General features: G+C 34.6%; 16 protein-coding genes. 11 read left to right on the top strand and 5 right to left on the bottom strand.

The window, feature by feature from the left end; translation table 11 throughout:
- Positions 1 to 11: 11 nt before the first annotated feature.
- The 3 genes from COL05_RS21175 (at position 12) to COL05_RS21165 (ending at position 2,637) form a co-directional block, all read left to right on the top strand.
- Complete coding sequence (locus COL05_RS21175; RefSeq protein WP_098670029.1) at positions 12 to 470, top strand: peptidoglycan recognition protein family protein; 459 nt, start codon at positions 12 to 14, stop codon at positions 468 to 470.
- A gap of 11 nt (positions 471 to 481) precedes the next feature.
- The gene (locus COL05_RS21170) at positions 482 to 733 is read left to right on the top strand and encodes a DUF2164 domain-containing protein (protein ID WP_001994665.1); all 252 of its coding nucleotides are present in this window, start codon (positions 482 to 484) and stop codon (positions 731 to 733) included.
- Positions 734 to 1,158: 425 nt separating this feature from the next.
- On the top strand, positions 1,159 to 2,637 hold the full coding sequence (locus COL05_RS21165) for a DUF4822 domain-containing protein (protein ID WP_098670028.1): 1,479 nt from the start codon (positions 1,159 to 1,161) through the stop codon (positions 2,635 to 2,637).
- Positions 2,638 to 2,773: 136 nt separating this feature from the next.
- Here COL05_RS21165 and COL05_RS21160 read toward each other — a convergent pair whose 3' ends face one another.
- Both COL05_RS21160 and COL05_RS21155 read right to left on the bottom strand, forming a co-directional pair.
- A complete protein-coding gene (locus COL05_RS21160) occupies positions 2,774 to 2,986 on the bottom strand; it encodes a CsbD family protein (RefSeq protein ID WP_098670027.1) in 213 nt (70 codons plus the stop codon).
- A 171-nt stretch (positions 2,987 to 3,157) separates the two neighbouring features.
- On the bottom strand, positions 3,158 to 3,970 hold the full coding sequence (locus COL05_RS21155; RefSeq protein WP_098670026.1) for a GNAT family N-acetyltransferase: 813 nt from the start codon (positions 3,968 to 3,970) through the stop codon (positions 3,158 to 3,160).
- A gap of 152 nt (positions 3,971 to 4,122) precedes the next feature.
- Here COL05_RS21155 and COL05_RS21150 point away from each other — a divergent pair, with 152 nt between their 5' ends.
- The 5 genes from COL05_RS21150 (at position 4,123) to COL05_RS21130 (ending at position 9,593) form a co-directional block, all read left to right on the top strand.
- Positions 4,123 to 4,326 carry a hypothetical protein gene (locus tag COL05_RS21150; protein WP_098670025.1) on the top strand — a complete coding sequence of 68 codons (204 nt, stop codon included), beginning with the start codon at positions 4,123 to 4,125 and terminating at the stop codon, positions 4,324 to 4,326.
- 339 nt (positions 4,327 to 4,665) lie between these two features.
- Positions 4,666 to 6,279: a long-chain fatty acid--CoA ligase gene (locus COL05_RS21145; RefSeq protein ID WP_098670024.1), complete on the top strand. Its 1,614-nt coding sequence runs from the start codon at positions 4,666 to 4,668 to the stop codon at positions 6,277 to 6,279.
- 124 nt (positions 6,280 to 6,403) lie between these two features.
- A complete protein-coding gene (locus COL05_RS21140) occupies positions 6,404 to 6,979 on the top strand; it encodes a biotin transporter BioY (RefSeq protein ID WP_098670023.1) in 576 nt (191 codons plus the stop codon).
- A 66-nt stretch (positions 6,980 to 7,045) separates the two neighbouring features.
- Positions 7,046 to 8,509: an acyl-CoA synthetase gene (locus COL05_RS21135; RefSeq protein WP_098670022.1), complete on the top strand. Its 1,464-nt coding sequence runs from the start codon at positions 7,046 to 7,048 to the stop codon at positions 8,507 to 8,509.
- Entirely contained in the window at positions 8,502 to 9,593 is a 1,092-nt protein-coding gene (locus COL05_RS21130) for an acetyl-CoA C-acyltransferase (protein ID WP_098670021.1), read from the top strand. Before COL05_RS21135 ends, COL05_RS21130 begins: the two co-directional genes overlap by 8 nt.
- Positions 9,594 to 9,705: 112 nt before the next feature.
- On the opposite strand, the gene COL05_RS32355 is transcribed toward COL05_RS21130, so the two are convergent.
- Positions 9,706 to 10,038, bottom strand: coding sequence for a DUF3992 domain-containing protein (locus tag COL05_RS32355; RefSeq protein WP_098670020.1), 333 nt, complete (start codon positions 10,036 to 10,038; stop codon positions 9,706 to 9,708).
- Between the two features lie 359 nt (positions 10,039 to 10,397).
- Positions 10,398 to 10,979 (bottom strand): DUF6434 domain-containing protein, encoded by a 582-nt coding sequence (locus tag COL05_RS21120; RefSeq protein WP_098670019.1) that lies wholly within the window; start codon positions 10,977 to 10,979, stop codon positions 10,398 to 10,400.
- Between the two features lie 104 nt (positions 10,980 to 11,083).
- Between COL05_RS21120 and COL05_RS21115 the strand changes: the two genes are divergently transcribed.
- Positions 11,084 to 11,482, top strand: coding sequence for an NUDIX hydrolase (locus tag COL05_RS21115; protein WP_098670018.1), 399 nt, complete (start codon positions 11,084 to 11,086; stop codon positions 11,480 to 11,482).
- A gap of 89 nt (positions 11,483 to 11,571) precedes the next feature.
- Here COL05_RS21115 and COL05_RS21110 read toward each other — a convergent pair whose 3' ends face one another.
- A complete protein-coding gene (locus COL05_RS21110; RefSeq protein WP_180233473.1) occupies positions 11,572 to 12,774 on the bottom strand; it encodes an alanyl-tRNA editing protein in 1,203 nt (400 codons plus the stop codon).
- 137 nt (positions 12,775 to 12,911) lie between these two features.
- Here COL05_RS21110 and COL05_RS21105 point away from each other — a divergent pair, with 137 nt between their 5' ends.
- Positions 12,912 to 13,319 carry a hypothetical protein gene (locus COL05_RS21105; RefSeq protein ID WP_142337603.1) on the top strand — a complete coding sequence of 136 codons (408 nt, stop codon included), beginning with the start codon at positions 12,912 to 12,914 and terminating at the stop codon, positions 13,317 to 13,319.
- Between the two features lie 68 nt (positions 13,320 to 13,387).
- On the top strand, positions 13,388 to 14,626 hold the full coding sequence (locus COL05_RS21100) for an MDR family MFS transporter (protein WP_098670015.1): 1,239 nt from the start codon (positions 13,388 to 13,390) through the stop codon (positions 14,624 to 14,626).
- The last annotated feature ends 46 nt before the right edge of the window (positions 14,627 to 14,672 follow it).

The following is a 14,672-nucleotide window of genomic DNA, read 5'->3' as shown; positions in this document are numbered from 1 at the left end:
GAGATGTTCAAATGGAAATTAAATGTGTTAATTTAACATTTCAAGATGAATTAGTTCCTTTAGAAAAAGTGAATAAACTGATTATCCATCATACATCCGAAGATGGATGGGATGTGTATAAAACACATGAATTTCATCAAAAAGTAAGAGGATGGAGCGGAATCGGTTACAATTATTTTATTGAAGAAGATGGAACTGTAATCGAAGGACGAGGTTTACATATTGGAGCACATGCGAAAGATAATAATAGAGATACAATTGGAATATGTATGACGGGTAATTTTGATAAATATGATCCAACTACCGCACAAATGAGTGCATTATATTCTTTATGTAAAATGTTTATGAAACAGTTTGCTATAAAGAAAGAAAATATACTCGGTCATAGGGAGCTAGAAGGCGTTACAAAAAGTTGTCCTGGAAAGCGTTTTTCTATGGTAGAGTTAAGAAACGTACTATCTTACATATAGAGGAGTAATAAATGATGATGAATATAAAAATACCAAATGATAAAAAAGAAGAGCTAGTAGCACAAATTCAGCAATTTTTCGTTGAAGAAGATTTAGATGAAATTGGGCGCTTCCAAGCAGAGCGTTTAATAGAAGAAATGATTAAATTAGTAGGACCATTTGCATACAATCAAGCAATTGGAGATGCTAGAAAGCTTGTAACAGAGAAATTATCTAATATTGAAGAAGATTTATATGTATTAGAGAAGAATGAAGGGAAGTAACCTTTCTCTAATTATAAAATAAGTATTTGCCACGGCTTCTTTCCGATATTTTATTTGGAAAGGACTATGATGAAATTGTTTTTGAACATATAAAATAAACTTTTTCTTTTTTACCAAAAGGGATCCTATAATTTAAAAAACGTTATTCTTTCTTAACAAGCTAGATGAGAAAGAATAACGTTTTTTTAGATTGAGATTAAAAATATATTATGTTAATTTTATCTTTTTTTAATAATTTATTTATGGGCAATTTATAGTTGCTATTTATAATTTCTATATACAACAGCTATGGATATTACGAAAAAAAACTTGGAGGTGTAAGCGATTAGCTGTAATCAAAATTTAAAACATGAATTGCTCACATAGAATCTTATTTTGGAAGATAAGTGGTGTAATTCTTTGTTAAATGAAGGGATTGGGAAACTATGAATAAAACAATTTTAAAAACATGTATCATATCAGCAGTTTTAGGTGGAAGTTTATTAAGTGAAACGAATGGAGAGGTGAAAGCAGAAGCGGTTACACCAAACACGAATCATACTGGTGTATTCAAAGATGTTCCAAAGGGGCACTGGGCATATGAGGCGATTCAGCAATTAACAGGTGAGAAAATCATTTTTGGCTATGATGATGGAAGATTTGGTTTTGGAGATAACGTAACACGCGAACAGGTTGCAGCTTTAATGTATCGTTATTTTAATATGGAAGAAAACAAAAATTACCAAAATCCATACGGTGACGTAAGTGAAGATTCAACAGGCTATATAAAGGAAATTTTATCGTTAACAGAAATGGGGGTTTTTAAGGGGGATGAGCATGGAAACTTTAGACCAAAGGCATCGTTAACACGCGCAGAAATGGCGCAGGTTCTTACAAATGCTTTTCATTTAAAAGCAAAGAGTGATCACACTTTTACTGACGTTTCAACGAACTCATGGGCAAGAAATGCAATTAGTGCTGTTCAAACAAATAATATTGCAAAAGGAGTAGGAGAAGGGAAATTTGCTCCAAGTATGGATGTGACACGTGAACAATACGCTCAATTTTTATACAATGCAATACAAGAAACTAAGAAAACTAAACAAACGAAAGGGCAACTACTAGCTAGCATACTTGGTGAAACAAATTGGCAAGGGACAAAAGTCTATGACAAAGATCATAATGATGTAACGAAAGAAAATCAAAATTTCATCGGGCTTGCAAAATATGATGCTAAAACTGCAAGGTATGAATTCTTTCATGCAAATACAGGAGAGAGTCGTAATGATAGCGGTACCTTTTTTATAACGAACGATGGGAAGAACAGAGTGTTAATTTCTGAAACGCAAAATTATCAAGCAGTTGTTGAATTAACGCAATTAGATAAGGAGAAATTTACATATAAAAGAATGGGGAAAGATGCAAAAGGGAACGACGTAGAAGTGTTTGTTGAACATGTTCCTTACCATGAAAAAGAACTTTCTTTTACGCGACCTGATAAAAATTTAGAAAGCTCAACAGGGAAAATAGTTACAGACGTTGATGGAGATGAAATTTTATCTAGTACATTATGGAATGGAACGGCAGTATTAGACGAACAAGGTAATAATGTAACAAAATACAACTCAAACTTAATCAGCCTAGCAAAATACGATAAAAATACAAATAAATACGAGTTTTTCAATGTGAATACAGGAGAAAGTCGTGGAGACTATGGTTTCTTTGATGTTGTACATGGTAATAAAATAAGGGCTCACGTTTCGTTAGGCAATAATAAATATGGTGCTGTCCTTGAACTTACTGAGCTAAATAAAGAGAAATTTACGTATACAAGACTAGGGAAAGACGCGAATGGAAAAGATATAAAAATCTTTGTTGAGCACGAACCGTATACAGGTGGCCTAAAACCAAATTTCACAAAGTAAGATGTAAAATAGTTGTTTATAGACAAAAAGATGCCTTCAGGCATCTTTTTGTCGTTTTAAAATGACTTTATGGGCAAATATAAAATACAAACTTTAGTAACTTACTACTTGCACAACCATACATCTTCGTTCTTTTTTATTTATTTTCTTTATGCTCTTTATATTCATGTACTTTTTCTTTCGCATTACCAACCGTATCTTTAGCAGTGCCTTTTACTTTATCCCATTTTCCTTCAGCCTGTAATTTTTTATTGTCAGTTACTTTCCCGACAACTTCTTTTACTTCGCCTTTTACTTTATCAATAGCACCTTCTACTTTTTCTTTTAAACCATGATCATGTTTAGTCATACATTTCTCCTCCTTGTAGTTTGATGAGAATTCTCTTTTCATATTGCAAGTTGAATGATGTATCTAGTAATAGCGTAACAAATCTAGTTTGAATATTCAAATGATTAATGGTATAGAAAAAGAATTGTCATAGAATGTATAAGATTGTAATGCAAGGAGAAGGAATGTTAATTATATGTCTTTTGCAGTCCATATTGATTTCGTATAGGCAATTTTCATATGGGCACGTTCCATATTGTTTTGGCTGCTGCTACCGAACCTTGCTTGTCCAACTATTAAATGACAATTGGATTCAATAGCTGTCTCAATTCGTTTTTGAATTAATGCAGTATGACAGCCTTTACGCTGAAATTGTGGCAAAGTAGCAGAAGCAGCCAATGAAGCGATCCCATTATTTATATACAAGACACCAATGCCGGCAGGAGTATTTTGAATTTCTGCTATGAAAAAATGCCATCCTGGTTTATCGTAAAGAATTTTGTTATTATGGCGCACGCCATCTTTTGTAAAGGATGGCATGTTAAATCCACGTACATATATGTCTGCAAAAATATGAAATTCATTTTCTCTTAGTTGGCGTACTGAAATGTTAGAAGGAAGAAGGGATGAATCTTCTCTCGGTATACTATATAAAGCAGTATGGAAGCTAGATTGATAAAAACCTTTTTCAGATAAGTAATGAAATAGTTCAGCTGTACCTTGAGCGGGTGTAATTTCAAAACGACAAGGGATTTGTAGTGATTGATAATAAGAGATAATTTCATCTACCTTATCTGTATTTGTAAATGTAATACCTTTTACCGTATTAAAAGCCGGACCAGCAATTACTTTTGATGAAAAAGCAGTGGCACTCCCGAACTTTTTCATTTGTATTTGCATTGGATTTCCGCTTATTGCTTGCAGTAGCGCTAATCTAGAAGAGAGCATATGTATTTCTGCGTTTTCAATTTCTTGAGCTGTATTAAGCGTCATAATCGTACTCATACAATTCCTCCGTCAATAAATATACTTTATAGTACTTATACGATGTTTGTTCTGAGATTCCTGTTGAAATGTAAGAGAATAAGAGGTTTTTTGGAAGGGAAATGGAAGTGAACTGTCGAAGGGAGTAGAAACAGATTAAAGGTGGTGCTCTCATGAAACAGAAAGACGTGCAGACATGCTCTAATTGTGGTTCTCAAAATATAGGAGAAGGTGAGTTTGTCGGTTATGCACAAATACGGAAAAAGGAGACGATGTTCACATCTTCACCAGTAGATGCTTATATTTGTACAGATTGCGGGAATGTCCTTTTATTAAAAGTACGACATTATGTAAAGTTTAAGCAGAAGCCGTTATGATTATTGAAAAGTGGTTTTATTAAGGAAGTTAATAGGGGCAACATCTTACATGTATATATGAATATACTTTATATAAAGAGATGACAACATATACCATATACCATATACTGTCGCTATATGGCATACAAAAATGTTAAAAGAACGTAAGGAAAAAGGTAGATAGTTTATAAAAAGTAAAGAACATGTTTCGAATCAACGTATTCAAAACATGCTTTTTTCTCGTTCAGGATTATTTCCAAAGAAATAATTCAGAAAATACAGAAAAAAATAGTGGTTATTTGTAGAAGTCTGTTATAATAAACAAAAAATAAAAACGCTTTAAAGGGGGATATAACCAATATGATGATGAATGTACCGCTAACAATTAGTTCTATGATGGAAAGAGCAGAAAAACTGTTTTCAAAGAAAGAAATTGTTTCACGGACACATGATACAATTACGACGTTAACGTATAAGCAGTTAGGTGAAAGGACGAGAAGGCTTTCCAGTGCGTTAAAAAAATTAGGAATTAAAGAAGGCGAGCGTATAGGAACGTTAGCGTGGAATCATCATCGACATGTGGAAGCATATTTTGCTATTCCTGGTATTGCTTCCGTTTTACACACAATTAATATTCGTTTATCTCCTCAACATATTTCATACATTATTCAGCATGCAGAAGATCGAATTCTACTTATTGATGAAGATCTCGTACCACTCGTTGAAAATATTCAATCACAACTATCAACAGTACAGGCCTACATTATTATGACTGATAAAGATGTACTTCCAAATACTACGCTAGAACCTGTATATCATTATGAAAAGCTATTAGAAGAAGGCGATCCAACTTTCCAATTTGTAAAAGATATTGATGAAAATACACCTGCTGGTATGTGTTATACGTCAGCGACTACAGGAAATCCAAAAGGTGTTGTGTATACGCATCGTAGTACTGTTTTGCATTGTATGGCACTTGGTTTAGCGGATACAGCTGCTTTATCGGAAAGTGATGCGGCGATGGCAATTGTACCGATGTTCCATGTGAACGCTTGGGGACTTCCTTTCGCTGCTACTTGGTTTGGAACAAAACAAGTTCTTCCAGGACCGATGTTTACGCCAAAAATTTTATTAGAAATGATCCAATCTGAAAAAGTGACGTTAGCTGCTGGTGTGCCAACAATTTGGCTCGGTGTATTACAAGAGTTAGAAAATAATAGTTACGATTTATCTAGTATGACGAGAATACTATGCGGTGGTGCAGCTGCACCGAAAAGTGTTATTAAAGCATTTGAACAGAAACACAATGTTCCGTTCATCCATGCATATGGTATGACAGAAACAAGCCCACTCGTAACACTTGCACGTTTAAAAAGTTATGAAACAGAATTATCATATGAAGAACAATTAGAAATTAGATCAAAACAAGGGTATATTGTCCCTGGTGTAGAGATGAAAGTAGTCGGCACAAATGGTGAAGTGAAGTGGGATGGTACGGAGATGGGAGAACTATGTTTACAAGCACCATGGATCGCTGAAAGCTATTATAACGATGAGCGTACTGTCGAAGGTTTTCGCGACGGATGGTTATATACTGGTGATGTTGTCACAGTGGACGAGGAAGGCTGCGTGAAAATTGTTGACCGTACGAAAGATGTTATTAAAAGTGGAGGCGAGTGGATTTCTTCAGTTGACCTTGAAAATGCTTTAATGGCACATGATGCTATATTTGAAGCAGCTGTCGTTGCCGTTCCTCATCCGCAGTGGCAAGAGCGCCCAGTTGCATGCGTCGTTCAAAAGAAAAATAGTACGGTTACAAAAGAAGAAATATATGAGTTTTTAAAAACACAGTTTGCAAAGTGGTGGTTACCAGACGATATTGTATTTATGGAAGAAATACCGAAAACATCTGTTGGAAAGTTTTTAAAACAAGCGCTTCGGAAAGAACTTGAGCATTTGCATAAAGAAAAATAATTGAATTTATTTTTGGTAAACCTGTGATAAAAATAAGTTGACAAAGGCTAGGTAGAAAGATAATATAACTCCTATAATATGTTATCTAAAAGTCGTTTTAAGTTTACAAATAGGAGAAGCAAATATGAATATAAAAAACTTAGTTTTCGTCGCTTTATTTAGTTCTATTATGGGAGTGTTAGGATTAATACCTCCGATTGCTCTTGCTATTACACCAGTTCCAATTACATTACAATCACTCGGTGTTATGCTTGCTGGTGGATTGCTAGGCTCACGTCTCGGTGCGTTAAGTCAGCTTGTTTTCTTACTTATTGTAGGAGTTGGAGCACCATTACTTGCTGGTGGGCGCGGTGGCCTTGGTGTATTTGTTGGACCAAGTGCAGGGTATTTACTTGGTTATATCGTTGGAGCGTTTGTCATTGGTTATTTAATTGAGCGCTTACGTGAAATTTCTATAATAAAGGTATTATGTATTAATATAATTGGTGGTATTTTTGTAGTTTATGTATTTGGCATTACTGTACAAGGTTTCTTAATGGGTGTTTCCATATGGGAGACGATGAAAGTGAGTGCTGTGTTTTTACCAGGTGATTGCATAAAAGCGATTATAGCAGCGATTCTCGTAACGAAATTACATCGTTCATTGAAACATATAATTACGCCTGCTCTAAAGGGCGGGAAATATACAAATGCGGGATAAGAAAGAAAAGAAACACGTTCATTGCGTGTTTCTTTTTATTATTTTGTAGAGAAAGGGACAAATCATATGGGAATTACAAAAGAATATAAAAAACATGCCTTTTTACAACCGAATAAAATAGCAATAAAGGAAAATAATCGAGTTTTAACATATAAAGAGTGGTTTGAGGCAGTGTGTAAAGTTGCAAACTGGTTGAATAAAAAAGAATCGAAGAATAAAACGATAGCAATTGTATTAGAAAATCGTATCGAGTTTTTACAACTATTTGCTGGTGCTGCTATGACCGGATGGATTTGTGTGCCATTAGATATAAAGTGGAAACAGGATGAGCTCAAAGAAAGAATTGCAATCAGTAATCCAGATGTGATTGTGACAGAGCGATATAAGGTAAATGATCTACCGGATGAAGAAAAAAGAGTAATAGAAATTGATGAGTGGAAAAGAATGATAGAGAACGATCTGCCTACATATTATCCTGTAGAAAATGTACAAAATGCTCCTTTTTATATGGGATTTACATCAGGATCGACTGGGAAGGCAAAAGCATTTTTACGTGCACAACAATCGTGGGTTCATAGTTTTGATTGCAATATACATGACTTTCATATGAAAAAAGAAGATTCTATTTTAATAGCTGGGACGCTCGTTCATTCTCTTTTTTTATACGGTGCAATAAGTGCATTACATATAGGAAAAACGGTGCATATTATGAGAAAGTTTATTTCAGATCAAGTGCTGGATAGGTTAGAAATAGAACATATTTCGGTCATGTATGTAGTTCCGACAATGCTTGAATCTTTATATAAAGAAAATAGAGTAAAAGGGAATGGAATAAAAATTATTTCGTCAGGAGCGAAATGGGAAGCTGAAGCGAAAGAGAAAATAAAAAGTATATTTCCTTATGCGCAAAAATATGAATTTTACGGTGCATCGGAACTAAGTTTTGTAACAGCACTAGTTGATGAAGAGAGCGAGAAAAGCCCCAATTCTGTAGGGAAGCCTTGTCATAATGTGCAAGTTCGAATATGTAATGAAGCAGGAGAAGAAGTACAGAAAGGTGAGATAGGAACTGTTTATGTGAAAAGTAATCAGTTTTTTATGGGATACATATTAAATGGGATTTTAGTTCCAGAGATGAGTACGGATGGCTGGATGACAGTACGAGATGTAGGGTATGAAGATGAAGAAGGCTTTATTTATATTGTCGGTAGAGAGAAGAATATGATTTTATTTGGAGGAATTAATATTTTCCCAGAAGAAGTAGAAAGTGTATTGCATGAACATCCAGCCGTTGATGAAATAGTTGTAGTTGGTGTGAAAGATAGTTATTGGGGTGAAAAACCTGTCGCCATCGTAAAAGGAAGTGCTACGAAGCAACAATTAAAAAGTTTTTGCTTACAACGATTATCCTCGTTTAAAATACCGAAAGAATGGCATTTTGTAGATGAAATACCGTATACAGACAGCGGTAAAATAGCTCGTATTGCAGCAAGAAATATGATTGAAAATCGGGAGAAAATATATGAATAGAGCGGTTATTGTAGAAGCGAAAAGGACACCTATTGGTAAGAAGGATGGGATGTTGAAAAATTATGAAGTTCAGCAATTAGTAACGCCGCTTCTTACGTTTTTAAGTAAAGGAATTGAGAGAGAAATAGATGATGTCATATTAGGTAATGTTGTTGGACCAGGGGGGAATGTTGCGAGATTATCTGCTTTAGAAGCAGGACTTGGCTATCATATTCCTGGTGTAACGATTGACCGGCAATGTGGTGCTGGTTTGGAAGCAATTCGCACTGCATGTCATTTCATTCAAGGCGGGGCTGGTAATTGTTATATTGCAGGAGGAGTAGAGAGTACAAGTACATCACCTTTTCAAAATAGAGCGCGATTTTCACCAGAAACAATGGGTGATCCTAATATGGGAGTGGCAGCTGAATATGTTGCAGAGCGTTATAATATAACGCGAGAAATGCAAGACGAATATGCTTGTCTTAGTTATAAACGGACATTGCAAGCATTAGAAAATGAATATTTACAAGATGAAATACTTTCGTTTAATGGATCTTTAGATGAGGCTATAAAACGAGAAATGAAGTATGAAAGACTGATTAAAAGAACAAAGCCTGCATTTTTACAAAATGGTACAGTAACAGCAGGTAATTCGTGCGGTGTAAATGATGGGGCATGTGCCGTTCTTGTAATGGAAGAGGGGCAAGCTCGAAAATTAGGATATAAGCCTGTACTTCGTTTCGTTCGTAGTGCTGTAGTTGGAGTGGATCCAAATTTTCCAGGGACTGGTCCGATATTTGCGGTGAACAAATTATTAAACGAAATGAATATAAAAGTACAGGACATCGATTATTTTGAAATAAATGAAGCGTTCGCTTCAAAAGTTGTTGCTTGTGCAAAGGAGTTACGAATTCCTTTCGAAAAATTAAATGTAAATGGTGGGGCAATTGCGCTCGGTCACCCGTACGGTGCATCTGGTGCTATGCTTGTAACACGTTTGTTTTATCAGGCGAAACGAGAGCGTATGAAATATGGGATTGCGACGTTAGGAATTGGTGGTGGAATAGGGCTTGCTCTATTATTTGAAAAAGTAGAAAATTAGAATGTTTGAAGTGTAGGGCAGGCGTATTCATTTATATCTATCTTATTTTAATTCTCATTGAAAGCCTCTTATCAAATATAGAGAATAATAGGAGGTTTGGATGTTTTATTGTCTACAATTGATATGAAACTGTGATGCAAAATTCACCTTGATGTAGACCAGATCCAGTTGTTATTTGGATACTAGTAAAATTTTTTATTGTAAAATTACTAGTACTTCCGGGTTGAATTATTATTGAGTTTAAGACACTTGTATCTTGAAAGAAAGTAACACTTATGTTTTGAACACCTGTCTCGTATTTGATATATCCAGTTGAAGAAATACGATTTGACAAATTGTTAGTATATATAGTCTGTACTCCCATCTCTCCACCTGCGATAGACCAAGGAATGCAAATTTTATCTTTTATTATTACTAATGGAGTGCGACAAGTAAATGTATTCATGGTATATCCCAGCCTTTCATATAAAGGTATATTTAAATATATGTTGTTGTTTATTAGTATGCTTGTATGTTTTTGTTATATAGGATTATGTTCTTAATTTTAGGAGCTGCATTTCTTAATAAGAAGCGGATGAATGGAGAATAAATGATTCTCTTCGTCGTTTAAGACAAAAAAGGGAGAGGGGGAAGAGAATTATTTAAAGTATTAGGGAAGATATGTGATGAGGAAATGAAGGATAGTGTATTGATTACATGGATGTTTATGGTTAGCGACATTCTAAATTCATTCTTAGAATATTATATGATGTTCTAAGAATGAATTTAAAAGTTATTTATAAGTTGGATTTTAGTAATCTTACACTAGTTTTCTACTTTTTGAGGAACATAAGCGTTATTACCAGGTTTTGCTTTTATTTCATTCCAAGCAGCGATAGCATCAGCTTTTGATTTTCCTTTGTTATTTGGATCTTCGAAAAAGTCGCGAGTAAAACGATTGTATTCGAACTGCGCACTAATAGTTGTTTTGTATGTAGGATCTTTTTTTCGTTCGTTTTCTTCATACCAAAACGTTATCGCGTCTTCATATGTTTTTCCAACATTCTCTTTAAAAAAATTTTGAAGAGCTACTGTAAACCGGAAGTTTGCTCCGATTTTTTCTTTGAAAAAAGCACGAACATCTTCGCTACAGCGGTGATTGTTAGTAATAACAGTTTGAAGTGAAAGATCTTTATAGGATAGGGAGGCTTTATTCACTTTTTGCTCAGAAATGTTTTTTAATATTTTACCAGTATATAAATAATGTGAGATACGCTCGGTTATTTCAATCTTAGAGCCACTGGCTGGTAACCCATGCTCACGACAAAATGTTTGCAGTTCTGCTTTTAACCAATAAAAGTTTTGGAAATCTTCAAGTGATATAGACTTTGTTAAAGGTGGACGCATAAATGTAACAACTTCTTTCTTCCATAATTTTCTTTAATTATAAAATGTACGTTCTTTTTGTGGAAGAATTAATTTGTAAATATAATGGGAAGAGGAGATTACATATGGAAAACGTAATGCAAGTTCGTGTTACTGGAATTTTAATTGAAGATGAAAAAGTATTGCTAGTAAAGCAAAAAATTGCTAATCGCAATTGGTCTTTACCTGGGGGAAGGGTAGAGAATGGTGAGACGTTAGAAGAAGCGATGATTCGAGAAATGAGAGAAGAAACAGGATTAGAAGTTAAAATTAAGAAGCTACTCTATGTTTGTGATAAACCAGATGCTAGTCCATCTTTATTACATATTACGTTTCTGCTTGAAAGGATTGAAGGTGAAATTACGCTACCTTCTAACGAGTTCGATCATAATCCGATTCATGATGTGCAAATGGTACCGATTAACGAATTAAGTCATTATAGTTTTTCGGAAACTTTTATAAAACTGGTAAATAAAGGGTTTTGAAATGCAGGGAGTTACCAAGGATTGAAACGAAATATTGGCCTGTAAATATAGAGGAAGGATAGCTATTAGCTATCCTTCGCAAAAATCTTTTACACTGCTGACTGTAAAGAAGAAACAAGTTGATTTAAAAACTCTTCTCCGGTCATAACCGCTTTCCCGCCGCCGCGCGCACTTTTTTTATTTCCGCCACCTTTTCCATCAATTGTAGGAAGTGCCTCTTTTAAAAGAGCATTCATATCGAGAGTGATTGATTTTCCGCAAGCGAGGATGCATTGTAGTTTGTCCTCATTTTGAATAACGAAATATGTAATGGCATGCTCTTGTTGTTCTGTAATAATAGCAGAAAGTTTTGCGATTTCTTGCATAGAACGATTTGTAAATACTTGAGAAATAAGTATGCCAGTATGTATTTCGGCAGGCTGTTGCAGTAGTTCATTTGCCTCTGCATATAATAATTTTTCATTCATTGTTTGTATTGCTTTTTCGTTTTCTTTTTGAGAAGTAAGAAGTTGTGCTACTTTTGCTGGAATATCAATCTCGCTACTGTTTAATTGTTTAGAAACATCCTTTATAATTTGTTGCTGTTGCCCCATTACTTTAAGTGTGCGCCAGCCAGCGATAAATGTTAATCGTATGCCACCTTTATTACGTTCCCATCCTAATACTTGAATAGGACCTACTTCACCTGTATGTTTCGGGTGTGTTCCGCCACAGCCGTTATAATCAAAGTTTTCGATCATAACAACGCGTATATTTTCTGTCATAGTCGGTTCTTTACGAAGCGGCAATGTTTTCGCTTCTTCTAAGTTCATCCACTGGATGCGGATTGGATGGTTTTCAAAAACAATTTTGTTTGCAATTTTTACTGCTTTTTCAACTGTTTCTGCATGCAGATTTTCTGTTTCTAAATCAATTGTTACCGTCTCTTTACCAAGATGGAATCCAATCGTAGGTACGTTAAAATGATCCCAAAAAGCAGCAGATAAAATGTGTTGAGCTGCATGTTGTTGCATATGATCAAAACGGCGCTCCCAATTGATTTTACCTTCAACTTCTTCTGTATGTAATTGTTCTGTAATGAAGTGGCGGATTTCTTCATCGACTTCTTCAACATCGATTACTGCAATGCCATTTAAAGTTCCTGTATCATGGGGCTGCCCGCCACCTGTCGGATAAAATGCTGTTTCGTTTAAAACAACGTATAAGTTACCGTCTTTATCATAATCTTGCTTTATAATTTTAGTAGTAAAGTCTTGCTTATAAGCGTCAGTGTAATATAATTTTTGCTCCAATTTTCTTTCCCCTTTCGTGTTCACTAGTTTTATTGTAAAGCAATCGAAATTAGTTTCCTAATATTTCAGAAGAAAGAAACTTTTTTTAGAATTTTCTTGCTATAATAAGAAAAAGAAAATGCGGGGGTGGAATGAATATGTTATATGAAAACGGCGTAGATAAACTGCTTAGTTTAAGCAAAAATATTTCTGAATTGTATCGAGAATTAAATGAAATGACCCGGATTTTAACGGAATGTAATCGAGAAAGTGTGAAGTTTGATCGGTTATATGTAAAAGAGGTAATGTGGAAGAAAGAAGATGTAATAGAGAAATATGACCAGTTGCTTGTACAACTTTGTATAAATGAATGCTTTGATCTAAAAAGTGTCATTACAGGGGACTATAAGTATACATATGAAGAAGTAGAAAATATCGTTTTACAATTTAATGAGAAGTATAATGTCGCAATTTTAATTAAAGATGTTTGTAAAGAACTACAGTTTACATATGGCATAGATATGGATATAACGAGAACAGCGCGGGTATCAACAGCGCAAGTATAAAAAGGGAAAAGAAAGCAGATCCTTTGCTTTCTTTTTTCATGTAAGAACAGGGAGAGTAGGTTTTTTAGATGAAGGGAAAGTTAGGAAATATTCATCCGTTAGGAATGACAATTATAATAGGAACTTTATTCGCGAGGTTTGCCACGTCAATGAGTATTCCTTTTTTTGCAATTTATTTAACGACTGTGAAAGGTGTATCAGCTGGAATGACGGGTGCTATTATTGGTACGAGTGCACTTGTTGGAGTTTTTGCTAGTTTTATTGGAGGGAATTTATCTGATCGATTCGGGCGAAATATGATTATAATATGGTCCATGATCGTTTGGGTCTTTGTATTCATTGGTTTTTCACTTGCAGATCATGTTTTAAGTTTCTTTTTATTAAATGCTTTGAATGGATTATGTAGGTCCTTTTTTGAACCGACTTCAAGAGCACTATTATCAGATTTAACGAAACCAGAGTATCGTTTACTCGTATATAATTTGCGTTACGGTGCAATTAATGTTGGAGTGGCGATTGGCCCACTTGTCGGATTACAGATTGGAAGCGCAAAATCAACAATTCCTTTTTTAGTAGCGGCTGGAGTATATATTCTATATACAGCTATATTAGTGTTCCAATTTAAGAAGTATCCAATTGAAAAAAAGAAAGTAAATACAGAAAAGCCTGTCACAATGTTAAATGCAATTCGCATTTTGCGAAAGGATGTCGTTTTTTTAGTTGCGCTGGTTGGTATTATTTTGAGTAATTGTGGTTTTTCTCATTTAACGACGACAGTATCTCAATATTTTGCAAATGCACATATATTTCAGGATGGAGTGAAATTATTTTCATATATGTTAGCTTTAAATGCGATTGTTGTAGTCGTAATTCAATACCCTGTTATTCAAATTTGTAAAAAGTATACACCGTTAGTATCCATAATGTTGGGAACTTTATTTGTGAGCGGAGGATTGTTTGGATTTGGAATAGTAGAATCTATGCTAGGTGCTGCTATGTGCACAATTATTTTTACAATTGGAGAAGTTCTCATGTTTTCAATGACGGATGTATTTATAGATGGTATAGCTGTTTCGCATTTAAAAGGCACATATTTTGGGGCAATGGGATTTTCAGGAATTGGAGCAGTAATTGGTCCATGGTTCGGGGGAGTACTTCTCGATTACTACGGGTACCAAAATGGATTTATTGTCTTTTCAGCGCTAGCTATATTTGCAACTGTAGCATTTCCTGTACTTTTAGTTACAAAAGGTTTATTGAGAAAAAGGGATGATAGAAATTGTAATTTAGAACTACATGCGAAATAAAGTGAAACTTTAATCAGTGGGGGGTTCATCCCCCACTGATTATCAG

The sequence above is a fragment of the Bacillus sp. AFS059628 genome, assembly GCF_002571225.1.
Classification (GTDB): domain Bacteria; phylum Bacillota; class Bacilli; order Bacillales; family Bacillaceae_G; genus Bacillus_A.
This window is presented reverse-complemented; position numbering and strand designations above follow the sequence as displayed.